At 68.0% G+C, this 23,167-nt stretch carries 24 protein-coding genes; 4 read left to right on the forward strand and 20 right to left on the reverse strand.

The features are described from left to right. Position 1: 1 nt before the first annotated feature. Both dxr and ACIPVN_RS03795 read right to left on the reverse strand, forming a co-directional pair. Positions 2-1,084 carry a 1-deoxy-D-xylulose-5-phosphate reductoisomerase gene (gene dxr / locus ACIPVN_RS03790; protein ID WP_400439659.1) on the reverse strand — a complete coding sequence of 361 codons (1,083 nt, stop codon included), beginning with the start codon at positions 1,082-1,084 and terminating at the stop codon, positions 2-4. A gap of 35 nt (positions 1,085-1,119) precedes the next feature. Further along, entirely contained in the window at positions 1,120-2,106 is a 987-nt protein-coding gene (locus tag ACIPVN_RS03795; RefSeq protein WP_400439662.1) for an FKBP-type peptidyl-prolyl cis-trans isomerase, read from the reverse strand. Positions 2,107-2,231: 125 nt separating this feature from the next. Here ACIPVN_RS03795 and ACIPVN_RS03800 point away from each other — a divergent pair, with 125 nt between their 5' ends. Next, positions 2,232-3,029 carry a lysophospholipid acyltransferase family protein gene (locus ACIPVN_RS03800; protein ID WP_400439665.1) on the forward strand — a complete coding sequence of 266 codons (798 nt, stop codon included), beginning with the start codon at positions 2,232-2,234 and terminating at the stop codon, positions 3,027-3,029. A 15-nt stretch (positions 3,030-3,044) separates the two neighbouring features. On the opposite strand, the gene ACIPVN_RS03805 is transcribed toward ACIPVN_RS03800, so the two are convergent. Further along, positions 3,045-3,539, reverse strand: a complete 495-nt coding sequence (locus ACIPVN_RS03805; protein WP_400439667.1) for an OsmC family protein — start codon at positions 3,537-3,539, stop codon at positions 3,045-3,047. A gap of 85 nt (positions 3,540-3,624) precedes the next feature. On the opposite strand from ACIPVN_RS03805, the gene ACIPVN_RS03810 reads away from it, so the two are divergent. Next, positions 3,625-4,620: an asparaginase gene (locus ACIPVN_RS03810; RefSeq protein ID WP_400439670.1), complete on the forward strand. Its 996-nt coding sequence runs from the start codon at positions 3,625-3,627 to the stop codon at positions 4,618-4,620. A gap of 4 nt (positions 4,621-4,624) precedes the next feature. Here ACIPVN_RS03810 and ACIPVN_RS03815 read toward each other — a convergent pair whose 3' ends face one another. The 17 genes from ACIPVN_RS03815 to prmC form a co-directional block, all read right to left on the reverse strand. Next, positions 4,625-7,525 (reverse strand): FtsK/SpoIIIE domain-containing protein, encoded by a 2,901-nt coding sequence (locus tag ACIPVN_RS03815; RefSeq protein ID WP_400439672.1) that lies wholly within the window; start codon positions 7,523-7,525, stop codon positions 4,625-4,627. 57 nt (positions 7,526-7,582) lie between these two features. Further along, positions 7,583-8,386, reverse strand: coding sequence for a PP2C family protein-serine/threonine phosphatase (locus tag ACIPVN_RS03820; protein WP_400439674.1), 804 nt, complete (start codon positions 8,384-8,386; stop codon positions 7,583-7,585). Positions 8,387-8,464: 78 nt separating this feature from the next. Beyond that, positions 8,465-9,448 carry an aldo/keto reductase gene (locus ACIPVN_RS03825; protein ID WP_400439677.1) on the reverse strand — a complete coding sequence of 328 codons (984 nt, stop codon included), beginning with the start codon at positions 9,446-9,448 and terminating at the stop codon, positions 8,465-8,467. A gap of 106 nt (positions 9,449-9,554) precedes the next feature. Beyond that, positions 9,555-10,376, reverse strand: a complete 822-nt coding sequence (locus ACIPVN_RS03830) for a large exoprotein (protein ID WP_400439680.1) — start codon at positions 10,374-10,376, stop codon at positions 9,555-9,557. Positions 10,377-10,494: 118 nt separating this feature from the next. Then, on the reverse strand, positions 10,495-11,253 hold the full coding sequence (locus ACIPVN_RS03835) for a YaaA family protein (protein WP_400439683.1): 759 nt from the start codon (positions 11,251-11,253) through the stop codon (positions 10,495-10,497). Between the two features lie 81 nt (positions 11,254-11,334). Further along, entirely contained in the window at positions 11,335-11,595 is a 261-nt protein-coding gene (locus ACIPVN_RS03840; RefSeq protein ID WP_247622775.1) for a F0F1 ATP synthase subunit epsilon, read from the reverse strand. 2 nt (positions 11,596-11,597) lie between these two features. Further along, entirely contained in the window at positions 11,598-13,052 is a 1,455-nt protein-coding gene (gene atpD / locus ACIPVN_RS03845) for a F0F1 ATP synthase subunit beta (RefSeq protein ID WP_247622776.1), read from the reverse strand. A gap of 23 nt (positions 13,053-13,075) precedes the next feature. Next, on the reverse strand, positions 13,076-13,975 hold the full coding sequence (locus ACIPVN_RS03850) for a F0F1 ATP synthase subunit gamma (protein WP_400439688.1): 900 nt from the start codon (positions 13,973-13,975) through the stop codon (positions 13,076-13,078). Between the two features lie 20 nt (positions 13,976-13,995). Beyond that, positions 13,996-15,636, reverse strand: coding sequence for a F0F1 ATP synthase subunit alpha (gene atpA, locus ACIPVN_RS03855; RefSeq protein ID WP_400439691.1), 1,641 nt, complete (start codon positions 15,634-15,636; stop codon positions 13,996-13,998). 47 nt (positions 15,637-15,683) lie between these two features. Beyond that, positions 15,684-16,472 (reverse strand): F0F1 ATP synthase subunit delta, encoded by a 789-nt coding sequence (locus ACIPVN_RS03860; protein WP_400439693.1) that lies wholly within the window; start codon positions 16,470-16,472, stop codon positions 15,684-15,686. Next, positions 16,472-17,023: a F0F1 ATP synthase subunit B gene (locus ACIPVN_RS03865; RefSeq protein ID WP_400439696.1), complete on the reverse strand. Its 552-nt coding sequence runs from the start codon at positions 17,021-17,023 to the stop codon at positions 16,472-16,474. Before ACIPVN_RS03865 ends, ACIPVN_RS03860 begins: the two co-directional genes overlap by 1 nt. Positions 17,024-17,051: 28 nt before the next feature. Further along, positions 17,052-17,288, reverse strand: coding sequence for an ATP synthase F0 subunit C (gene atpE / locus ACIPVN_RS03870; RefSeq protein ID WP_045258877.1), 237 nt, complete (start codon positions 17,286-17,288; stop codon positions 17,052-17,054). A 46-nt stretch (positions 17,289-17,334) separates the two neighbouring features. Continuing rightward, on the reverse strand, positions 17,335-18,141 hold the full coding sequence (gene atpB, locus ACIPVN_RS03875) for a F0F1 ATP synthase subunit A (RefSeq protein WP_372491578.1): 807 nt from the start codon (positions 18,139-18,141) through the stop codon (positions 17,335-17,337). Positions 18,142-18,263: 122 nt separating this feature from the next. Next, positions 18,264-18,767, reverse strand: a complete 504-nt coding sequence (locus ACIPVN_RS03880; RefSeq protein ID WP_400439700.1) for a hypothetical protein — start codon at positions 18,765-18,767, stop codon at positions 18,264-18,266. Further along, a complete protein-coding gene (locus tag ACIPVN_RS03885) occupies positions 18,764-19,933 on the reverse strand; it encodes a glycosyltransferase family 4 protein (protein ID WP_400439703.1) in 1,170 nt (389 codons plus the stop codon). The genes ACIPVN_RS03880 and ACIPVN_RS03885 overlap by 4 nt, the downstream gene beginning before the upstream one ends. Then, a complete protein-coding gene (locus tag ACIPVN_RS03890; RefSeq protein WP_400439705.1) occupies positions 19,930-20,655 on the reverse strand; it encodes an L-threonylcarbamoyladenylate synthase in 726 nt (241 codons plus the stop codon). The genes ACIPVN_RS03885 and ACIPVN_RS03890 overlap by 4 nt, the downstream gene beginning before the upstream one ends. Positions 20,656-20,693: 38 nt before the next feature. Then, positions 20,694-21,554 carry a peptide chain release factor N(5)-glutamine methyltransferase gene (gene prmC / locus ACIPVN_RS03895; protein ID WP_400439708.1) on the reverse strand — a complete coding sequence of 287 codons (861 nt, stop codon included), beginning with the start codon at positions 21,552-21,554 and terminating at the stop codon, positions 20,694-20,696. A gap of 100 nt (positions 21,555-21,654) precedes the next feature. Here prmC and cysK point away from each other — a divergent pair, with 100 nt between their 5' ends. Then, positions 21,655-22,593 carry a cysteine synthase A gene (gene cysK, locus ACIPVN_RS03900; protein ID WP_400439710.1) on the forward strand — a complete coding sequence of 313 codons (939 nt, stop codon included), beginning with the start codon at positions 21,655-21,657 and terminating at the stop codon, positions 22,591-22,593. 10 nt (positions 22,594-22,603) lie between these two features. Next, positions 22,604-23,167, forward strand: a complete 564-nt coding sequence (gene epsC, locus ACIPVN_RS03905; RefSeq protein ID WP_400439713.1) for a serine O-acetyltransferase EpsC — start codon at positions 22,604-22,606, stop codon at positions 23,165-23,167.

Below are 23,167 nucleotides of genomic sequence, written 5' to 3' on the forward strand. Positions count from 1 at the left end.
CTCAGGCAGCGGCGATCAGCCGGTCCGCCTTCTGTCGGGCCCAGAGCTCGGCGGCGGCGAGCGACTCCACCGTGAGGTGTTCGGGCGGCTCGTGCGCATCGACGACGCGGGCAATCGTGTCGACGATTCCCAGGAACGGCAGTCGCCCTTCGTGGAAGGCGTCGACCGCCTGCTCGTTCGCAGCGTTGTAGACGGCGGGGAACGTCGCTCCCGCACGGCCGACGGTCTTGGCGAGCGCGACGGAAGGGAATGCCTCCTCGTCGAGGGGCTCGAACGTCCAGGAGGACGCCGTCGTCCAATCGAGAGGGCGGCCCACCCCGCCGACGCGGTTCGGCCAGTCAAGTCCCAGAGAGATCGGCAGGCGCATGTCGGGCGGCGATGCCTGGGCGATGGTCGAGCCGTCGACGAACTCGACCATCGAGTGCACGATCGACTGCGGGTGCACCACGACATCGATGTCGTCGTAGGCGATGTCGAAGAGCAGGTGCGCCTCGATGACCTCGAGGCCCTTGTTGACGAGAGTGGCGGAGTTGGTGGTGACCATACGCCCCATATCCCAGGTCGGGTGGGCCAGGGCTTCGGCCGGCGTGACTCCGGCGAGATCCTGTCGGCTGCGTCCGCGGAAGGGACCCCCGGATGCCGTGACGACGAGTCGACGCACCTCGGCGTGCGTTCCGGCGCGGAGTGCCTGCGCGATCGCCGAGTGCTCGGAGTCGACCGGCACGATCTGCCCGGGCTGTGCCGCGGCGAGCACCAGCTCACCGCCCACGATGAGGGACTCCTTGTTCGCCAGGGCGAGCGTGCGGCCGGCCTTCAGGGCGGCGAGTGTCGAGCCGAGGCCGATCGATCCCGTGATCGCGTTCAACACCACATCGGCGTCGACATCCCGCACGAGTTGCTCGGCCTCGGCGGCCCCCAGAGCGGTGCTCTCGACACGAAAGCTCTCCGACTGCTCTCCCAGCAGCTCTGCGTTCGAGCCTGCGGCGAGACCGACCAGCTCGAAACGGCGGGGGTTGGCGCGGATGACGTCGAGCGCCTGCGTGCCGATGGAACCGGTGGAGCCGAGGACGATGATGCGCTGCATGTCGTCAGCCTATGACACGCCCTCGGCTCCCCTGCTTACTGCTGGACCTGCTCCGGCGGGGTGGTCGCGAGGATGTCCACGACGAACACGAGGCTCTCGTTCTGGAGCTCGTTGCCCTCGCTCGCGCCGTACGCCTCGGACGGCGGCATCGTCACGATGACCTGCGATCCGACCTTCTGTCCTTCGAGCGCCTTCTTGAAGCCGGTCACGACACCCGTCGTGGGGAACTGAGCCGGGGCCGCTCCGCGGCTCCAGCTGGAGTCGAACTCCTCCCCGTCCGACCACTTGATGCCGCGGTACTGCACGGTGACCAGATCGCCCTCGGCGACCGTCGCGCCGTCGCCCTGCTTCAGGACTGCGACCTTCGTCTCGGCCGGAGCATCGCCGTCCGGGAGCGTGATCGTGGGAGCGCCGTCCGCGTCGAGCTCGACGGCGGGCATCCCCGCTTCGGGCTCGACGTCGGTACCCGATGCGGTTGTCGGGAGCTTCTCGATGGTCTGGACGTAGAGAACGCTCGGGTTCAGCCCCTCCTGCGAGGCCGGGAGGGTGAGTACGACGCTCGATCCGAGGGGAAGGCACTCCGCGGCGACCGTGAAGACGGTCGACTGCGTGGGGTCGGAGATCTGCTGCTGCTGCGACGCGAGCAGGGCGGAGAGGATGCCGTCCGGGCCGCGTTCCGAGCTGCTCAGGACCTCGTTGGTCGTCGCGTCGACGAGCTGATAGCGCAGCGAGACGAGGTCGCCCGGAAGCACCTCGTCTCCGTCGCCCTCGGTGATCACCGAACGCTCGGGTTCGGTGATCTCGGTGCCTGCGGGGACCGTGACCTTCGCCTCGGCGTCCGTTCCCTCGACCGTGACGGCGTCGGAGCCGGCACCGGATGGGAGGTCGGCGAGGCACGACGTCGCCGCTGCGGTCTCCTCCGGAGTGGCCGAGCTCTCCGGCTGCGCGCCGCCGGAGCAGCCTGCGAGCAGAAGGGTCGCCGCGGCGACGGTGGACAGGACGAGGAGCGGACGCTTGCGCACAGTTGAGCCTTCGAGATCGCGGGCGGGACGCTCCATCCTCTCGCATTTCGCTTGGCCCGCGCTGGGAGAGGCGACACAACCGCTTCATTCCGGTGCCGGCATGGATCTCGGAGTAGCCTTCTCTGATGACCTCTGAGCCGTCCGTGGACCCGGAATCGTCCCCCGCAGAGACCGCAGAGACCTCGAAGTCGGCGGAGCCTCGTCACGCCGGATTCGCCTACGCACTGGGGCGCAGCATCATCAGCCCGCTCGCCCGGCTGATCTATCGTCCGCGCGTCGAGGGCAAGGAGAACGTCCCGCGCACCGGGGCCGTGATCTTCGCCAGCAACCACCTGTCGTTCATCGATTCCATCGCGATCCCGGTGGCTGCTCCCCGACCGGTGCATTTCCTCGCGAAATCCAGCTACTTCGAGGGCACGGGCGCCAAGGGTTGGCTCAGCAAGACCTTCTTCGAATCCATCGGAGCCATACCGGTACGCCGCGGCGCCGGACAAGCGGCGCTGGATGCCCTCGACCTGCAGCGTCAGCTGCTCGACGAGGGACTCGCCGTCGCCCTCTATCCGGAGGGCACCCGTTCCACCGACGGTCGGCTGTACAAGGGCCGCACCGGCGTGGCGTTCCTGGCGCTCCAGACGGGAGCGCCCGTGGTGCCTGTCGGCCTCATCGGAACCGACAAGGTGATGCCCGTCGGAGCGAAGATCCCCACGACCAAGCAGCGCATCACGGTGCGTTTCGGCGAGCCCCTCGATCTCGCCCCGCACGGACCGGCGACGAGTGGTCGAGCGCGTCGTCTCGCGACCGACGAGATCATGGCCGCGATCCATGCGCTCTCGGGCCAAGAGCTCGCCGGAGCGTACAACGAAGCACCCGCGCAGGGAGCGATCGAGAAGATCAAGCAGGCGCTGCCGCACGAGCGCCGCTGAGGCGTCAGCGAGCGCTCAGCCGAGCGCGGTCACCGTGGCCTCGTGCCGCACGGGGAAGTTCATCGAGTTCGCGATGAAGCACCATTCGTTCGCCTGCACATGTGCGCGCTTCGCCGCCTCGATCATCGACGCGTCGGCGACGACGACCTGCGGGCGCAGTGTGACCTCGGTGAACGATCCGCCGCCCGTGCCGTCTTCGCGCATCGTGCCGGTCGCGTCGTCGCGATAGGAGACGACGACCACACCTGCGGTGACGCACGCATGCAGGTACGACAGCAGGTGGCATTCCGACAGTGATGCCACGAGCAGATCCTCGGGGTTCCACCGCGAGGGGTCGCCGCGGAAAGGCTTGTCGGCGGATGCGAGGAGCATCGGCTTGCCCTCCACGGAGATCTCGACGTCGCGCCGATAGTCGCGGTAGCCGCTCGTGCCGGTCCCGGTGTTACCGGCCCAGACGCTCGTGAGCGCATAGCGGTGCTCTCCGAGGATGCGCGGTGCGTGCTCTGCCATCCCCCCAGTGTGCCACCGGTCGCCGACACTCCCGGTGCCGCGCCCGCTTCGGCGGCTCGTCGGGAGACGGGGATAGTCTGGACGGGTGCTGGAGACTCTCACCGTTCAGGATTCCGTCGAACTCGCCGTCGTCGAGCGGAGCGGCTTCGTCGAGTCGCGACACGCGGGAGCGGCGGTGGTGCTCTCCTCCGACGGAGAGGTGGTCGCCCGCCTCGGCAACGCGGATGCGCTCATCCTGCCGCGCTCCAGCATGAAGCCTCTGCAGGCAGTGGCCTGCATCACGGCAGGAGCCGCGCTCGAGGGCGAGCACCTCGCCCTGTCGACGGCGAGTCACGTCGGTACCGATCGGCACGCCGCCGCGGTGCGGGAGATGCTGACGGCCGGTGGCCTGAACGAGGACGCCCTCGCCTGCCCGCCGGCCTGGCCGAGCGACCAGGCGACCCGCGATGAGATGGTGCGCGAGCACGGCCAGCAGGCGAGCGTGCGGATGAACTGCTCGGGCAAGCACGCTGCCATGCTGCGTGCGTGCATCGCCACCGGCTGGCCCACCGAAGGGTATCTGGAGGAGAGCCACCCCCTGCAAGCGCACATCCGCGAGGTGATTGAGCGTCTTACCGGCGAGAAGATCTCCCACACGTCGATCGATGGCTGCGGCGCGCCGGTCTACGCGATGACGCTGACGGGCCTCGCTCGCGCGATCCACCGGATCGGCACGGCGTCGGATCGCTCGCCGTTCGCCCTTCATCGGGTCGCCGGTTCTTTGGTGCGCGCCGTTCGCGAGCACCCCTGGACCATCGAGGGTCCCGGGCGTCCCGACACCGTCGCCATCGAGAAGCTCGGAGTCTTCGCGAAGGGAGGCGCCGAGGGAGTCATGGTGATGGTGGCGCCCGACGGCACGACCGTCGCCCTGAAGATGCTGGACGGCGGAGCGCGGGCGTCGACCATCGTGGCTGCGACGCTGCTCGCACGAGTCGGAGCACTCGCCGATCGTGACGTCGCCGACCTCGGCGATGCGCTCTCGCTCGACGTGCTCGGTGGCGGCAAGCCGGTCGGTCGGGTTCACGTCTCCCCCGGTATCTGACGGCTCACTCCCGGCGTTCCCGCAGGCTCCTCCGCGTGGGGGGCTGCTCCGACGGCTGCTGCGCGCCAACACTCGCTGCGGACCCGGGCGCGGGTGTCCACGCCTCTTGCTCGCCGAGGAGCGCGGGCACCACGAGTCGCCGCGGCGTCTCTGCGCCGCGCACCGCCCACACCCGTCCGGCATGAACCCGCGCGAACGGCGGCAAGTCACGGTGCCCGACCAACTGCCGGAGATCAGATGGCCGCTCCACGCGGATGAGCACCTCGCCTTCGGCCCGGACGCGCTGCCAGAGCGACCACTCGCGCTGCCAGGCATCGGCATCGCCGAGAAGAACGACCGGCCCCTGCCCTCCGCCTACGGTCTGCATGACGCCTCGACCGGCACCGGCACCCACACCTGCGCCGGATCCGATCGCGCTCACCCGCGCCGAGGGGTACGCCTTCTGGATTGCGGAAACGAGCGATGCGGCCCCGGCCGTGACGATGGCGTGGATCTCCGCGCCCGGCTCCCAGCGCTCCCGCTCCCTGGGCTCCGACTCCCCGCCGCCCATCCCTGCTCGCCCGTCACTCACACCTCCGTCGGGCGTCCAGAAGAACTGCGTCTCGTGTCCGTCGAGACGAGCACGGCCGGGTGGACGCCGCTCGTCGAACGTCGCGCTCTCACCGCCGGCGGCGACGTGATCGACCCTGCTCGCGGCGCGCAGCAGCGCTCGTCGAGGCAGCGCGTCGAGCACCCGCCCGACAGCGCCGCTCGCCCGCGTCGCACTGATCACCACGCTGCTCCCGGTCGCGCCGCGCAGGATCTGCTCCCACCGCTGCACCAACGTCTGCGCATACTCGGGCGGGAGCTCCGCGACACGGGCGTCGAGGTCGTCGCAGAGCACGAGGGCGGGCATCCGGGTCCGCCCCTCGACCAGCGACTGCACCACATCCCACATCCGCTCCGGGTCGGAGGGGATCCAGAGCGCCTCCGGTACCTGTGCGGCGAGCACGCGGAGAGCGGCGGTGCGCCCCGACCCGGGAGCGCCGATCACGGCGATTCCGCGATCCTGGCCCACACGGATGCCGAGCCGCGGCTGCGTCTGCGACTCGGGGACGTCGGCGATCCCCCAGGGGGTCTCCGCGCTCCCGGTCCGCCTCGCATCTTCCGGCAGCGGGATCACTTCGGCCAACGGAAGCAACCACGGACTCGCGGGGCTGGGCAGGTGCGCCCAACGCTTCGCCACTTCGCTCAGGTCGTCTTCGCGAGTCAACGCGACGCGAACGGGTTCAGCATCGTCGTCCTGCGGACGGCGCACGAGGCAGAGGCCTCGGGCACTCGCTCCGCCGGGGATCTCCGCCGCGGCCGCGGTCCCGATTATCGCGCGGCTGTCGGACGGATCGCTGACCCGCAGGCTGAGCCGCAACGGGCAGTTCGCGGCGAGGGAGTCCCTCACCACCCCCGAGGCGCGTTGGGTGCCGAGGATCAGATGCATTCCCAGCGCGCGGCCTCGCGCAGCGATGTCGGTGAACACGGTGCCGAGATCGGGATGGTCCTGCAGGAGGGCGGCGAACTCGTCCACGACGATCAGCAGTCGCGGAATCTCGACGTCGGCGATGTCGCGAGCACCGGCAGCGGCGAGAACGGCTTCCCGACGACGCAATTCGGCGCGCAGGCTCTGTACGCCGCGTCGCGCTCCCGCCTCATCGAGATCCGTCATGACCGCTGTCACCTGGGCAAGCTCCCGGAGTGATTCGAACGCCGTCCCACCCTTGAAGTCGGCCAGCACGAAGTTCACACGCTCAGGGCCATAAACCGCGGATATCGCGGTCACCCAGGTCACCAGAAGCTCGCTCTTGCCGGTTCCCGTGGTGCCGGTGACGATGGCGTGCGGTCCGTCTTCGACGATGTCGACTTCTCCATCCGCACCGGCTCCCCGCCCGATGACCGCCCTCAGCCCTGATCCGGCGGGCGTCTGCACGAGCTGAGCGAACTCCACCGCCTCCGGGACGGCATCCGTTTCGTCCTCGAAGGCGGCTCGACGGGCGGTGATCGTCTCGAACTGCTGGCGGGAGATCCCCTCCGCGGCGATCGTGACGACGCCCTCCGGAGTTCGAAGAGTGGCCTCCCGCGGTTCCTGCAGATCCAGAACGGTGAGGATCCCGTCGGGTACCTCCTCCCCTGGCCCCGCCAGCCAGATCGTCGCGTCCGCCTCGGACTCCCGCATCGACGCGGATCCGACGCCGAGACGGAATCCTCGCCGGAGCGACGACGCGTGCGGTAGCCCGGAATAGTCTCCGTCGGGGAAACCCTCGCCGACGAGCTTCAGCTGTCCGGGCGCGAAGCGCAGACAGAGCTGGAGCACCAGCGCACGCGCCACTGCAAGGGTGAGAGGCTGCGGGCCTCGCACGCAGATGCCCGCTCCCAGGGGGAGGAGGATGGGTGCGGAGTCGAGCACACGCGCGCGTTCCTGAAGTTCACGCGCCCGCTCGCCGTCGCCACCGGTCGTCCGGATGATGCTGGCGACAGCGCCGGAGCCGACCACCACCGGCGTCATTGCCCCGGGCGGCTCGACACCGCGCAGCGGCGGTTCCTGCGCGCAGGTGGCCGCGTCGGGATGCTGACCCCAGCGGCGCCGACGCTCCTCCCGATGCAACGAGGTGAGCTGTTCCTCCGCCATCGTCCACGACCGCTCGTCCTCGTCGAGGATGCGTCGCTGCTCTCTGCGACGACCGCGCGCGGAATCGAGGAGCGAGGCCACCATCATCACCGGTCCGAGCGCGGCGAAGCAGAGGGAGAAGAGCGAGCCGGTGATCAGCCAGAGCACGAGGCCGGCGACGACGGGCATACCGGCCGCGAGGAAAGGGAGAGGGGCGCGTCGGGGCGGGACCGGTGTGGCAGGCAGCACGATCGGGAGGGGATCCATGCCTCCATTCGACGGCATGGGGATGAGCGGAGGGTCTCCGCTCACAGATGATCGGCGCTATTCGCCGTTCTCGTCCGATGTGGAGGAAGAGTCTGCAGGATCCGTCACCTGCACGATGATGACGGTGACGTTGTCTCGGCCACCGTTCTCGAGAGCCGCGGCGAGCATCGCGTCGACGGCCGGTCCCGGTTCGGGGTTCTCGCGGAGGAAGTGCTGGATACCGTAGTCGGTGAGCTCCTTGGTGAGACCATCGGAACAGATCACGAACCGATCGCCGGCGCGGACCTCGATCGTCAGGTAGTCCGGCGGCGTCAGCTCACTCGCCCCGACTGCCCGTGTGATCACGTTGCTGTAGGGGTGCCCTTCCGCTTCCTCCGGACTCAGCTTCCCCGCCGTGATGAGCTCCTGGACGACCGAGTGATCGGTGGTGACCTGCACGAGGCGGTCGTCGCGCAGGAGGTACACGCGTGAGTCGCCGATGTTCAGGGAGACCCAGTGGGGCTCGCCATCCAGCTCTTCGAGGAACACGCCGGTCAAGGTCGTTCCCGTACCCTCGTCCGTCGTCTCGGGGTGATCGGCGATATCCCCCACCGCGAGCGCGAGCGCCTTCTCGATCGCCGGCCTTGCCACCGACCCGTCGTCGACCAGGGCCTGCAACCGCTGCACGGTGCTCTGACTTGCGATCTCGCCTCCGGCGTGACCGCCCATGCCATCCGCGACGATGAAGAGCGGATACTCCGCGAGGAAGGCATCCTGATTGGTGTCGCGGCGACGACCTTGATCGGTCGTCCCCGCCCACGACAGGAGCAGCGGGCGCTGCGCGACCGTGACGCTACGCGTCGTCGTTGTCGTCTCAGCCACGTGCTGCCTCCGATGGTCCCGCGACGGATCGGACGGCCGCGAGGTACTCACACATCGTAGTCGAATCGTCGAACCCGCTCACACCTGCGCCCCGGGGTCGGTCGGCAGCGGGAACAGCGCGTCGATGGCCGCGAGTTCTTCGGCGTCCGGTCGCCACGCGTCCCCGGCTCGCGCGTTCGACTCGACCTGCGCGGCCGACGTCGCCCCTGCGATCACGCTGGACACCGCGGGACGGGAAAGCAACCACCCGAACGTGGCCTCGACCATCGTGATCCCGCGCTCCTCGCAGAAGTCGCGGAGGGCGTCGAGGGCATCCCACGGCGCGTTCTCCCACACGTGACGCCGGGACGACATGATCCGGCTGGTCTCCGGTCCGCCATCGCGGGTGAACTTGCCGGTCAGCAAGCCGTTGTGGAGCGGGAAGAAGGGGAAGAAGCCCAGACCGTAGCGTTCGACTGCCGGGAGCACCTCGCGCTCGGCCGCGCGGGCGAGAAGCGAGTAGTGGTTCTGCGCCGAGACGAAACGACCGCTCGAGCGGGCGGTGGACGTGAACTCGGCTTCGGCGATCTGCCAACCGGTGAAGTTGGAGTGTCCGTAGTACCGGATCTTCCCTTCGCGGACCAGCTCGTCGAGCGCATCGGTGGTCTCGGCGATCGGCGTCTCGGGGTCGGGGAGGTGCAGCTGGTACAGATCGATCCAGTCCGTCTGAAGTCGCCGCAGCGACTCCTCGACCGCGCGCCGCACGTAGCGTCGGGATCCTCGGGCTGCGGGGAACGCGTACCCCATGTCGCGTTCGTGACCGAACTTGGTCGCGAGCACGACGCTGTCGCGTCGCCCCTGGAGGGCCTCCCCCATGAGCGTCTCACTGGTTCCGGCCACGGCGCCGTACATGTCCGCGGTGTCGAACAGCGTGACGCCGTTCGCGATCGCCGCGGAGATCACCTCGCGTGTGCCCTCGATCGTCTCGGTGGCGGTGCCGGCCCGCCCGAAGTTGTTGCACCCGAGGCCGGTGGCGGAGACGAGGAGTCCGGACGCACCGACGCGGCGCTGTGACATGACCATGCCTTCACGCTATCCCAGCGGCGCGCCGGTCCTCGGCGACGGGCCGGAGCGCCGGAAGACGGGAAGAGCCCCCGACCTGAGGTCGAGGGCTCTTCGCACGGGGCGATCAGGCCGGGGGCTGCGTGGGATCCGTCGGCGGAGCAGCGGGCGGTGCCGGCGGAGCAGCGGGCGGTGCCGGCGGGGTCGCGGGCGGCGCAGCAGGGGGCGGCGGAGTGGGAGGCACACCGGGCGCACCTGTGGCCGGAGCGGCCGGGGGCGTGTATCCGGGCTGAGCGGGCTGACCGTAGCCGGGCTGCGCGTATCCCGGCTGAGTGGGCTGCCCGTAGCCGGGCTGAGCCGGCGGAGCGTAGCCCTGCGGGGCCGGTGGCGCGTACCCCTGCGGTGCCGCACCGTAGCCGGTTGCGCCGTAGCCTGCCTGCGGAGCGGCAGCCGACGGCTGGACCGGGATGCCCGCCCACACGGTGCGGTCACCCAGGAAACCGTTGCCGGCCCAGGACGCCGGCTGGATGTTCGGGTTCCACCGCGACTTGTCGAAGGCGTTGATGCCGAGCCACACGACCGAGAGGAAGATGTAGAGGACGACCCAGACGGCATCCTTCTGCAGTTTCAGACCGACACGCCATGCGGCGATCACGGAGAACACTCCGACAGCGAGCGAGAACAGCGCTCCGATGCCGATCCACGAAAGGAGCAGCGCTCCGGCGAGGCCGTAGAGGACGATCCACGGGCTGAGGTCGCCGAGCTTGAAGAACACCATCTGGTTGTAGACCGGTACCCAGGCGCGCCACTTCCCTTCGACGCCGGCCTTCTCGAAGATCTTCATCAAGAAGATCGCGCTGACGACGTAGGCTGCCAAACCGATGACGATACCGAAGATGATGGCGCCCGCGAATGCGGCCCAGTATCCCGAGTCGTAATAAGGGTTCATGATCCCCTCCGGATCCGAATGAGCGGACGCGATTCACGCCGCGAGACCCACCATAGCGGTGCCGATAACGACGCGGCAACGACACGCACGGGGAGAGGTCCCCATGAGCAGCCGGGCGTCACTCCGTGACGACCAGCTCGATCATCCCGCTTTCTCCGGTCCGCCGGAGAACGATGTCGTGCTTCGACGCCCAGGTGAGGAGCGACCGCAATGAACCGATCCGTGGCCGGCTCTCCGCGAGAGCGCGGACGAGTTGCCCCTTCGACTTCTTGTTGAAGTGGTTGAGAGCCCGCGCTCCCCCGTCGCCCTCGTCGGTGACGACCCTGACGTAGACCGACGGCACGGGGGCGGGAATCGGCCCCAGTGCGACGTAGGCCTCGCTCCGCAGATCGAGCACGAAGTCGGGTTCGGCCTCTGCGATGGCACGGCCGGTGGCATCGGCCCAGTGCCGACGCATCGGCGCAACGCCGGGCAGCGTCGTGCCCGCCGCGAGCCGGTAGGGAGGAATGCCGTCGAGCGCCCCGACCGGCCCGAACGGTGCCGAGTGGATCCACACGTGCTCCCCCAGCCAACGGCGCGACGCCACGGAGAGAGTGCGCGCGTCGAGCGCGTCGAACAGCACTCCGGTGTAGCGGTCGATCGCGGGCATCGTCGGCGCGGTTCGCAGCATCCGATTATGGGCGATGTCGCCCGCCTGACGTTCGCTCAGCTTCAACACTCGGCGCGCCTCCTGCTCATCGGCAGCGAGATCGACGAGCGCGTCGATCATCGCCGTGCGACGCGCGTGCAGGCTCGGCAGCGCCAGTGCGGCGGGATCGAGTGGATCACCGGTACCGCCCGGGTGCTTGGTCTCTGATGGAGGGAGAAGGATCTTCATGAGTCCTCGGAGGGGGAATACAGACGCGTCCGCCTCGGAACCCGGAGATCCGGGTCCGAGGCGGACGCATGTAGTGAACTGCTAGGCGATGAGCGCTGCGTTACCGGCGACGATCGTCAGGACGTTGCCCTCCATCGAGAGGAATCCGTCCTGCGCGTTCGCGAGCACCTTGGTGCCATCGGTCTGGGTGATCCGGACCTGACCCTCGGCGAGGATGGCCAGCACCGGCTCGTGACCGGACATGAAGCCGATCTCACCCTCGACGGTCTTGGCGATCACGAGGCTCGCTTCTCCCGTCCAGACCTCCGCGTCGGCGGAGACGAGGCTGACATTGAGCGCCATGGTCAGGCGTTCTCCTTCTGGATCTGCGCCCAGCGCTCTTCGACGTCGCCGATGCCACCGACGTTGAAGAAGGCCTGCTCGGCCACGTGGTCGAAGTCGCCGCGGGTGATCGCATCGAAGGACTCGATGGTCTCCTTGAGCGGGACGGTCGAACCCTCGACGCCCGTGAACTTCTTGGCCATGTAGGTGTTCTGCGAGAGGAACTGCTGGATACGACGCGCACGCGACACGACGATCTTGTCTTCCTCGGAGAGCTCATCGACACCGAGGATGGCGATGATCTCCTGCAGTTCCTTGTTCTTCTGGAGGATCTGCTTGACCGTCGTGGCGACGCGGTAGTGGTCCTCACCCAGGTAGCGGGGGTCCATGATGCGCGACGTCGAGGTCAGCGGGTCGATGGCCGGGTACAGACCCTTCGAAGCGATCTCACGAGAGAGCTCGGTCGTCGCGTCGAGGTGGGCGAAGGTGGTCGCCGGAGCCGGGTCGGTGTAGTCATCGGCCGGCACGTAGATCGCCTGCAGCGAGGTGATCGAGTGACCACGCGTCGAGGTGATGCGCTCCTGGAGCACACCCATCTCATCGGCGAGGTTCGGCTGGTACCCCACGGCGGACGGCATACGGCCGAGAAGCGTGGAGACCTCGGAACCGGCCTGCGTGAAGCGGAAGATGTTGTCGATGAAGAGCAGCACGTCCTGCTTCTGCACGTCACGGAAGTACTCCGCCATCGTCAGAGCCGACAGTGCGACACGAAGACGCGTCCCCGGCGGCTCGTCCATCTGGCCGAACACGAGCGCGGTCTTGTCGAAGACGCCTGCCTCTTCCATCTCGTGGATGAGGTCGTTGCCCTCACGGGTACGCTCACCGACACCGGCGAACACCGACACTCCACCGTGGTCCTGCGCGACGCGCTGGATCATCTCCTGGATGAGCACGGTCTTACCGACACCGGCTCCACCGAACAGACCGATCTTTCCACCCTGGACGTACGGGGTGAGGAGGTCGATCGACTTGATGCCCGTCTCGAACATCGTCGTCTTCGACTCGAGCTGGTCGAAGTTGGGCGCCTTGCGGTGGATCGGCCAGCGCTCCGTGACCTCGAGGGTCTCACCGGGCTCGCCGTTGAGGACCTCGCCGATCACGTTGAAGACCTTGCCCTTGGTGATGTCGCCGACCGGGACCGAGATGGCCTCTCCGGTGTCGCGCACCTCCTGGCCGCGGACGATGCCGTCGGTGGGCTTCAGGGCGATTGCGCGGACGAGCTCGTCGCCGAGGTGCTGAGCGACCTCGAGGGTGATCTCGGTCGACTCCTCGCCGATGGTGATCGTGGTCTTCAGCGCGTTGTAGATGCCGGGGATCGAGTCGTGCGGGAACTCGATGTCGACAACCGGACCGTTGACGCGTGCGACGCGCCCGACGACCGCGGTCGCGGGCTGGTCAGCCGTAGCGGTGGTGGTCATTTCTTCGTCTCTTTCCTGATGGTCTATTTGCCAGACGAGAGGGCGTCGGCGCCGCCGACGATCTCCGCGATCTGCTGCGTGATCTCCGCCTGGCGCGCGTTGTTGCGCAGACGGGTGTAGTCGGTGATGAGCTTGTCGGCGTTGTCGCTGGCGGACTTCATCGCCTTCTGCGTCGCAGCCTGCTTGGCGGCAGACGACTGCAGGAGGGCGTTGAAGACGCGGCTCTGGATGTACACCGGCAGGATCGCGTCGAGCACGGTCTCGGCATCGGGCTCGAACTCGTAGAGCGGGTAGACAGCGCTGCCCGCCTCGGACTCGTCGGCCTCCGCGATCTCCAGCGGAAGCAGGCGCACCGATTCCGGCGACTGCGTCATCATGCTGACGAAGCGGTTGTACACGAGGTGGATCTCGTCGACGCCGCCGTCCGCGCCGCCGCGCGAGAACGCATCGAGCAGAGTCGACGCGATCTCTTCGGCCGTGTGGAACGACGGAGTGTCGGTGTCGCCGGTCCACTCCGCAGCCGCGGCGATGCGACGGAACTGGAAGTAGCCGACGGCCTTACGACCGACGAGGTAGAACACCGGCTCCTTGCCCTGACCGCGCAGCAGCTCCGCCACCTCGAGACCCTCACGGAGGATCTGCGAGTTGAAGGCACCGGCGAGGCCGCGATCCGACGAGAAGATAACGACCGCGGAGCGGCTGATGTTCTCGGGCTCACGCGTGAGCGGGTGGTCGACGTTCGAGTGCGTCGCGACGGCGGACACGGCCCTCGTCACGGCCCGCGCGAAGGGGGTGGACGCCTTGACGCGTGCCATCGCCTTCTGGATGCGCGAAGCCGCGATGAGTTCCATCGCCTTCGTGATCTTCTTGGTCGTCTGAGCAGAACTGATCTTCTGCTTGTAGACCCTGAGTTGAGCGCCCATGAAATCAGTACCTCACGCGATTACGCGCGACGACCCTTGACGATCTTCTCCTGGTTGACGTCGTCTGCCTCCGCAGCGGCGTGCTCCTCGTGACCCGGGGCGCCGATGGCGTGTCCCTTGCCACCCTGGAACTCCAGGACGAAGGCATCCGTGTGCTTCTCGAGCTCCGCGACCGTGTCGTCGCTGAGGACGTTGGTCTCACGCAGGGTGTCGAGCACCGAAGTGTTGCGACGCAGGTAGTCGAGCAGTTCGCGCTCGAAGCGCAGAACGTCCTCGACCTCGATCGTGTCGAGCTTGCCGTTGGTTCCGGCCCAGATCGAGACGACCTGCTCCTCGACCGGGTACGGCGAGTACTGCGGCTGCTTGAGCAGCTCGGTCAGACGTGCACCGCGCGACAGCTGACGACGCGAGGCGGCATCGAGGTCGGAGGCGAACATCGCGAACGCCTCGAGCGAGCGGTACTGCGCAAGCTCGAGCTTCAGCGTTCCGGAGACCTTCTTGATCGACTTGACCTGAGCGTCACCTCCGACTCGCGAGACCGAGATACCCACGTCGACCGCCGGACGCTGGTTGGCGTTGAAGAGGTCGGACTGGAGGAAGATCTGGCCGTCGGTGATCGAGATGACGTTGGTCGGGATGTACGCCGAGACGTCGTTCGCCTTGGTCTCGATGATCGGGAGACCCGTCATCGAACCGGCGCCGAGCTCGTCGGACAGCTTCGCGCAACGCTCGAGCAGACGCGAGTGCAGGTAGAAGACGTCACCCGGGTAGGCCTCGCGGCCCGGCGGGCGGCGCAGCAGAAGGGAAACGGCGCGGTAGGCCTCGGCCTGCTTCGACAGGTCGTCGAAGATGATGAGCACATGCTTGCCGCCGTACATCCAGTGCTGACCGATGGCCGAGCCGGTGTAGGGGGCGAGGTACTTGAAGCCCGCGGGGTCGGATGCCGGAGCGGCCACGATCGTGGTGTACTCCAGAGCGCCGGCCTCTTCGAGCGCGCCCTTCACCGAAGCGATGGTCGAGCCCTTCTGGCCGATCGCGACGTAGATGCAGCGGACCTGCTTGTTGACGTCGCCCGACTCCCAGTTCGCCTTCTGGTTGATGATCGTGTCGATCGCGATGGCCGTCTTACCGGTCTGGCGGTCGCCGATGATCAGCTGACGCTGGCCGCGTCCGACGGGGATCATCGCGTCGATCGCCTTGATTCCGGTCTGCATCGGCTCGTGCACCGACTTGCGCTGCATGACGCCCGGAGCCTGAAGCTCGAGTTCGCGAACGCTCTCGGTGGCGATCGCGCCGAGGCCGTCGATCGGGTTGCCGAGCGGGTCGACCACGCGGCCGAGGTAGCCGTCGCCGACGGGCACGGAGAGGACCTCACCCGTGCGGGTGACCTCCTGACCGGCCTCGATGCCGGCGAAGTCGCCGAGGACGACCACACCGATCTCATGCTCGTCGAGGCTCTGGGCGAGGCCCTTGGTGCCGTCGGCGAAGATCACGAGCTCGTTCGCCATGACACCGGGCAGTCCTTCGACGTGCGCGATGCCATCAGCGGCGTCGATGACCGTGCCGACCTCAGTCGCCGCGGCCCCGGTGGGCTCGTAAGCGGCGGCGAAGTCCTTCAGCGCGTCACGGATGACGTCGGGGCTGATCGATAGTTCTGCCATTGTCTTCCCTTTGTATCTGGGTGCGCGGTTCCCCGCGCGAAGTCGTGTTAGCCCGCGAGCTTCTGGCGAAGGTCGGCGAGTCGTGCGGAGATGCTGCCGTCGATCACGTCGTCAGCGATCTGCACGCGCAGACCACCGATGATCGTCGGGTCGATGACGACGTTGAGCGCCACCTGACCGTCGTAGCGTCGCGAGAGCGCTTCGCCGAGGCGGGCGCGCTGCGCGTCGTTCAGCTCGCTCGCGCTGTAGACCGTCGCGACGACGCGGTCGCGCTGGTCGGAGACGATCCGCATGGCGCGGTTGAGGAGCTGACGGATCCGCCGCCCGCGCGGCTGACGCACGAGGGAGGAGACGATCAGGGCCGCGGGGGCGCTGGTCGCTCCCGCGAGAAGACGCTCGACGAGAGCCGACTTCGCGTCCTGCCCACCGAGACGGCTTCCCAGGGCGAGCTCGAGCTCGGGGTTCGCCGCGACGACGCGGGAGAAGCCGAACAGCTCCCCCTCGATGTCGGCACCGGCGTCGGCGATCGCCGAAGCGCGAATCGCGAGCTCGTCGATGCCATCGATGAGCTCGACGGCGTTCGACCAGCGTTCCGAGACGACCGTCTTGAGCACGGCCTGCGTGTCGGCCGACAGCCCGCCGAACACCGCGGTCACGACGTTCTGCCGTGCCGCTGCGGGGGCCGCCGGGTCAGCCAGCGCGCCGCTCAGCTGAGACGAATCTCCCACGGCGTGCGCGGCGGCGAAGAGCTCCCGCGCGGTGTCGAGGGTGACGTCCTTCGCTGCGGCAAGCGTCTGGATGGATGCCGCGAGTGCCTGAGTGGTCGCGCTGCCCATTACTGAGCCGCCTTCTCGGATGCTTCGAGGTCGGCGAGGAAGCGATCGACGACCGCCGTCGCGCGGGCATCGTCGGAGAGCGTCTCACCGACGACGCCACCGGCGAGGTCGATGGCCAGCGTGCCGACCTCGTTGCGCAGCGAGACGAGAGCGGTCTGACGCTCGGCCTCGATCTGCGTGTGCGCGGTCGCCGTGATGCGGGCTGCTTCGGAGGAAGCCGCATCCTTGGCCTCGGCGACGATCTTCTTGCCGTCCTCACGGGCGGCCTCACGGATCTCACCGGCTTCGGTGCGTGCCTCGGCGAGCTGACGGGTGTACTCCTCGAGAGCCGCCTCGGCCTGCTTCTGGGCCTCGTCGGCCTTGGCGATGTTGCCCTCGATCGCGTTGGAGCGAGCGTCGAGGAGGGTGTAGAGCTTGGGCAGCGCCACCTTCCAGACGACGACCAGGATCACGACGAAGCAGACCGCCGACCAGATGATGTCGTACCAGGCGGGGATGAGCGGATTGTGGTCCGCCTCCTCCGCCGCGTACGTGACAAGAGCGTTCAGCATCCTGTCTCCTTATCGCAGAGGGTGTCTGTCAGGACTGGAAGATGAAGTAGGTCGCGATGCCGATGAAGGCGAGCGCCTCGGTGAAGGCGATACCGATCCACATGAGGACCTGCAGGCGACCGGCCAGCTCGGGCTGACGGGCGACGCCCTCGATCGTCTTGCCGACGACGATACCCACGCCGATGGCCGGTCCGATCGCCGCGAGGCCGTAGCCGACGGTGCCGATGTTGCCGGAGATTTCAGCGAGAACCGTAGTTGCGTCCACGGGTTTTTCCTTTCGTTGGGTGGGAAGGCGGTTGGTGCCGACCCGCTCAGTGCTCTTCTGCGACCGCGAGCTGGATGTAGACCGCGGTGAGGATGGTGAAGACGTAGGCCTGCAGGAACGCCACCAGGATCTCGAACAGGGTGAAGGCGAACCCGAAGGCGAGCGTGCCCGCGCCGAGTGCTGTCCACCACCCTCCGAGAGTGATGACGAAGAACTGCGTTGCGGAGAAGAACAGGACGAGCATCAGGTGCCCGACGATCATGTTCATCAGCAGTCGGAGGGTCAGCGTGACGGGCCGGATGATGAAGGTCGAGAGGAACTCGAGCGGCGTCACGATGATGTAGAGGAACGGGGGAACACCCGACGGGAACAGGGAGTTCTTGAAGAAGCCCTTGGGGCTCTTCTTGATGCCGGCGTAGATGAAGGTCACGTAGCTGACGACGGCCAGCAGCAGCGGAACGGCGATGATGCTCGTACCCGCGATGTTCAGGAACGGGATGATTCCCGTGATGTTCATGAACAGGACCATGAAGAAGATGGTCGCGAGGATCGGCAGGAACCGACGACCGTCCTTGCGTCCGAGCAGATCTTCGGCGACGTTCACCCGAACGAAGTCGAGGCCCATCTCGACGAGGCTCTGAAAGCGTCCGGGGACGACGCGCATGTTGCGCGTGCCGAGCCAGAGGATCAGCACGACCGCGATGGTGGCCAGGAACTGGATCAGGTGGATGCGGTGGATGACCAGATCGCCGATCTGGAACACCGCATCGGGGAAGAACTCCGCGATCGACGGAGCGTGGAACTCGTCATCGGTGGCAAGTCGTGGCGTCAGGGTCGCAGCAAGATTAAACAGCGCGGGCTCCAGCTTCGGGGCACCGGTCAGAACCGGGGCGACGATGGTCGGTGTGCTTCACAGCGCAAGCGCTCGCGGGCGAGCGGCGGGCACGTTTCAACACTATCAGAGTAAAGGCGACCCTAAGACCTCTGCGGGCCCTCATCGGGGGACGAACCCCCCGGAGCGACGTCCTCGGGGGCGACCGCGGGCAGCGAAGCATCGCTGACGTTCGGAAGCCGCATCGTCATGAGGACGACGGCGTCGACGATGAGCGACATGAGCACGCCGGCCACGATCGCGACGAAGAAGATCACGGGGTCGAGCCAGGGCTGATCCTTGAGCACGATGACGCCGAGGAAGAACACGATCAGCTTGAGAAGCCACCCGCCGAGCACGATCGCGAAAAAGAACTGCACGTACAGCGGTTCGCCGAACCATCGGTTCGCGATCAGGATGCTCGCTCCGGTGATCCCGAGGAACACCGCAGCGATGAGCACACCGAGCAGGCCGCTGATCAGTCCGTTCTGCTGCCCGACGAGGTAGCCCACGACCGCCGCGGCGATCGCGAGGATCGCGGTGGCGACAGCCGACCAGATGAGAGTGCGCCGCAGGATCGGCGTGCTGGAAACGGGATTCGGACTCATGATGGCTCCACGGGTGTCGGGTCGGAGTCGGGGGTGACGGGGATCGGCCGCCGGGAGGGCTTCAGTGTGAGAACCAGGCAGGCCGCGATGCCGACCACGCCGAAGCCCACACCGGGGAGGTATTGGCCGGGCCAGTCCTCGCGGGCGCCGACGTACATGAGGAGGACCGCGAGCGAGATCACCGCCGTCCACGCGTAGAAGATGAGGACGGCGTCGCGGTCGCGGTGACCGAGGTCGAGCATGCGGTGATGCAGGTGCTTGCGATCCGGGGAGAACGGCGACTTGCCGGCGTGCATGCGGCGCAGCACCGCGAGGCCGAAATCGAGCAACGGCAGCAGCACCACCATCAACGGCAGAAGGATCGGGATGAACGCACCGAGCAGCTGGGACCGCCCGAGCCGCTCGGGGTCGAGCGCGGAGGGATCCATCTGCCCGGTGAGGGAGATCGCGGAGACGGCCATCAGCAGACCGAGCACGAGTGCGCCCGAGTCGCCCATGAAGAGCTTCGCAGGGCTCCAGTTCCAGGGAAGGAACCCGATGCAGGCGCCGATGAGGACGGCGGCGATGAAGGTCGAGAGATTGAAGTAGCTCGAGGCTCCGGAGTCGCGCGTGAAGATGTAGGAGTACGCGAAGAAGACGCCGTTGGCGATGAGGCAGACCCCGGCGACGAGGCCGTCGAGACCGTCGATGAAGTTGACGGCGTTCATGACCACGACGATCGCGAACATCGTGATCGTGATGCTCAGCCAGCTCGAGAAGACGATGAGGTCGCCGAACGGGAGGGAGAGGATCTGCAGCCCTCCCCCGATCGTGAGGATCCCGGCCGCGAGGAACTGCGCACCGAGCTTGATCATCCAGTCGAGGTCCCACAGGTCGTCGACGACACCGATCACGGCGATCAGCAGTGCGGCTCCGAGGATGGACCACATCGTCTGCGGGGGCATCCAGATGCTCTGGAAGAAGGGGTTCGCCGCCGAGATCCCCATCGCGGCAGCGATGCCGAGGAAGATCGCGACCCCGCCGAGCCGAGGAGTGGGACGCGTGTGCACGTCGCGGTCTCGGATCTCGGGGTACAGCTTGAACCGCAGGCTCACCCGCAGGACCGCCCAGGTCAGTACGAAGGTGATCGCGGCGGTCAGGATGATCGTGAAGAGGTACTGCTTCACGAATCCCCGTCCTGTCGATGCGCGGGCGCCGCGGAGCCCGGCTCCGGGGCGGGCTCGAGCAGATCGCCGAGCACCTCCTCCAGCTGCTCGCGAGTGATCGCCCCGTCACGCAGGATGCGCACGCGTCCGGCATCCGAATCCGCCGGCGGACGCACGAGCGAGGTGGCATCGACGATCGTCGAAGCCACACCGTCGCGGCTCATGCCGTCTGCGAGGTAGACGGCGACGCTGTCGCCGAGCATCTTCTCGGCGTCGAAGGCCGAGATCGCCGCGGCCTGGCCCGTGAGGTTCGCGCTCGAGACCGCGAGCGGACCGGTCTCGGCCAGCAGTTCCAGCGCCACGCGCCCCTCGGGCATCCGCACGGCGACCGTTCCGCGCGTCTCGCCGAGATCCCAGACGAGCGAGGGCTGCGCCGGGAGGACGATGGTCAGCCCGCCGGGCCAGAACGCGTCGACGAGGCGTTGGACCGGCTCGGGGACCGACTCCGCGAGCGCCGTCAGCGTCTCCTGGGTGCCGATCAGGACGGGCGGCGGCTGATCGCGGCCCCGTCCCTTCGCATCGAGCAGCCGCTGCACGGCAGTGGGCGAGAAGGCGTCGGCGGCCACGCCGTAGACGGTATCGGTGGGCATGACGATGAGTTCGCCGCGGCCGATCGCCTGGCGCGCATGACGCATACCGGCGAGCAGCTGCGCCTCGTCGCCGCAGTCGAAGATGGAGGACATGTCGTTCCGATTCTACGGGAGGCCGTCGGGAGAGCGGATCAGGGACGGATGGCCGTCGTGGCGCGGTCGCGCAGGGTGAGGTCTCGGTGCGTCGCCGCGGCCCGCCAGCCATCGCGTTCGAGGATGCCGCGGATCTCGGCCCCCTGGAGTTCGCCGTGCTCGATCACCAGCAACCCGCCCGGGCGGAGCAGCCGCAGAGCGTTGGTACTGAGCGCGCGCACGAGATCGAGACCGTCCTCGCCGCCGTACAACGCCATCGCCGGATCGAAGAGGCGCACCTCGGGGTCGCGCGGGATGGCGGCGTCCGGCACGTACGGCGGGTTCGAGATGACGACGCTGGCTGTACCGGCCAGTTCGGGAAAGGCATCCGCCATGTCGGCGAGCACGAGTGTGAGGTTCTCGGCGTCGGCCGTGTTGCGGCTGGCCCACGCGTGCGCCTCGGGTGAGAGCTCCGCGGCATAGATCCTCGCGTGCGGCACCTCGGTCGCCATCGCCAGCGCGATCGCGCCGCTCCCCGTTCCGAGGTCGATGCCGATCGGCTGCGGGTCGGGCGCGTGCAGGAGCGCGTCGATCGCGTGCTGCACCACCATCTCCGTCTCGGGCCGGGGCACGAACACCCCGGGGCCGACAGCGAGCTCGAGATGCCGGAACGGAGCGGTGCCGGTGATGTGCTGCAGGGGTTCCCGCGACTCCCGACGCGTCACGAGAGCGTCCAGCCGCTCGGCGTCCTCCGCGCTCAGCACATCGCCGCGCACGACGGCCGCCTGCACCTCGCCGCGACGAAGGCCCCGCACGTGGCCGACCAGCAGCTCGGCGTCGACGAGCGGGTCGGTCACACCGGCGTCGGCGAGACGCTGAGCGGCCGCACGGACGGATGCGGCGAAAGAGGTGTCGAGCATGATCTCCAGCGTAGAGCGCCCCGGAGCCGTCACATTGCCCTCTCCCCCGCACCCCTCCCATAGGCTGAGAGCGAAGCGACCCGCACAGGAAGGCTCCTCCATGCCCGGCATCCACTCCGACATCACGACCGCGTTCGGCAACACACCGCTGGTCCGCCTGAACCGCGTGACCGAGGGCCTCGGCGCAACCGTGCTCGCGAAGCTCGAGTTCTACAACCCCGCGTCCAGCGTCAAGGACCGCATCGGCATCGCGATGATCAATGCCGCCGAAGCATCCGGTGAACTGCAGCCGGGCGGCACGATCGTGGAGTCGACCAGCGGCAACACCGGTATCGCCCTGGCGATGGTGGGAGCCGCGCGCGGGTACAAGGTGATTCTCACCATGCCGGCGTCGATGTCGAAGGAGCGCCGCGTGCTGCTCAAGGCCTTCGGAGCCGAGATCGTGCTCACCGACCCCACGAAGGGCATGAGCGGCGCGATCGAGATCACGAAGCAGATCGTTGCCGACACGCCCGGAGCAGTCTGGGTGCGGCAGTTCGAGAACGCCGCGAACCCCCAGATCCACCGTGAGACCACGGCGCAGGAGATCCTCCGCGACACCGACGGCGACGTCGACATCTTCGTCGCGGGCGTCGGTACCGGCGGCACCGTGACCGGTACGGGGCAGGCCCTCAAGGCGGCGAAGCCTGACGTGCAGGTCATCGCCGTCGAGCCGAAGGACTCCCCCGTCCTGAGCGAGGGGCACCCCGGCCCTCACAAGATCCAGGGCATCGGCCCCAACTTCGTACCCGCGATCCTCGACCGCGACGTGATCGACGAGATCATCCCGGTCGAGTTCGACGATGCCATCCGCGTCGCCCGCGAACTCGCGGCTCGCGAGGGCCTGCTCGTCGGGATGTCGTGCGGCGCAGCCACGTGGGCGGCTCTGCAGGTGGCGGCTCGCCCCGAGAACGCCGGCAAGAAGATCGTCGTGATCCTGCCCGACACCGGAGAGCGCTACCTGTCGACCGCGCTCTTCGAAGACCTGCGCGAGGACTGACGATCACCGCATGATCGGTCGAATGCGCGAGGACATCACCGCAGCCCGGCTGCGCGACCCCGCGGCCCGGAGCGCCGTGGAGGTCGCACTGCTGTACCCCGGTCTCCATGCCGTCTGGGCGCACCGGGTCTCGCATGCCCTGTGGCGACGGCGACTGCGTTTTCTCGCGCGGGCCAATTCGCAGCTCGCCCGCTGGTTCACGGGCATCGAGATCCACCCGGGAGCGCGGATCGGCCGCCGCTTCTTCATCGACCATGGCATGGGTGTCGTCATCGGCGAGACCTCGGAGATCGGCGATGATGTGATGCTCTACCACGGGGTCACGCTCGGCGGGCGCTCGCGCTCCAGCGGCAAGCGGCATCCCACCCTCGGCGACGGTGTCGCCGTCGGAGCCGGTGCGAAGATCCTCGGCCCCGTGACCATCGGGGCGCATTCCTTCGTCGGAGCGAACGCGGTCGTCACCCGGGACGCCCCCGCCGAGAGCGTCCTCGTCGGCGTCCCGGCGAAACCGCGTCAGCGTGTCGGCGGTGAAGACACCCGCGCCCTGCTCACCGTGCCGGACTACTCGATCTGA

Source organism: Microbacterium sp. NPDC090003, assembly GCF_044748385.1.
GTDB lineage: Bacteria > Actinomycetota > Actinomycetes > Actinomycetales > Microbacteriaceae > Microbacterium.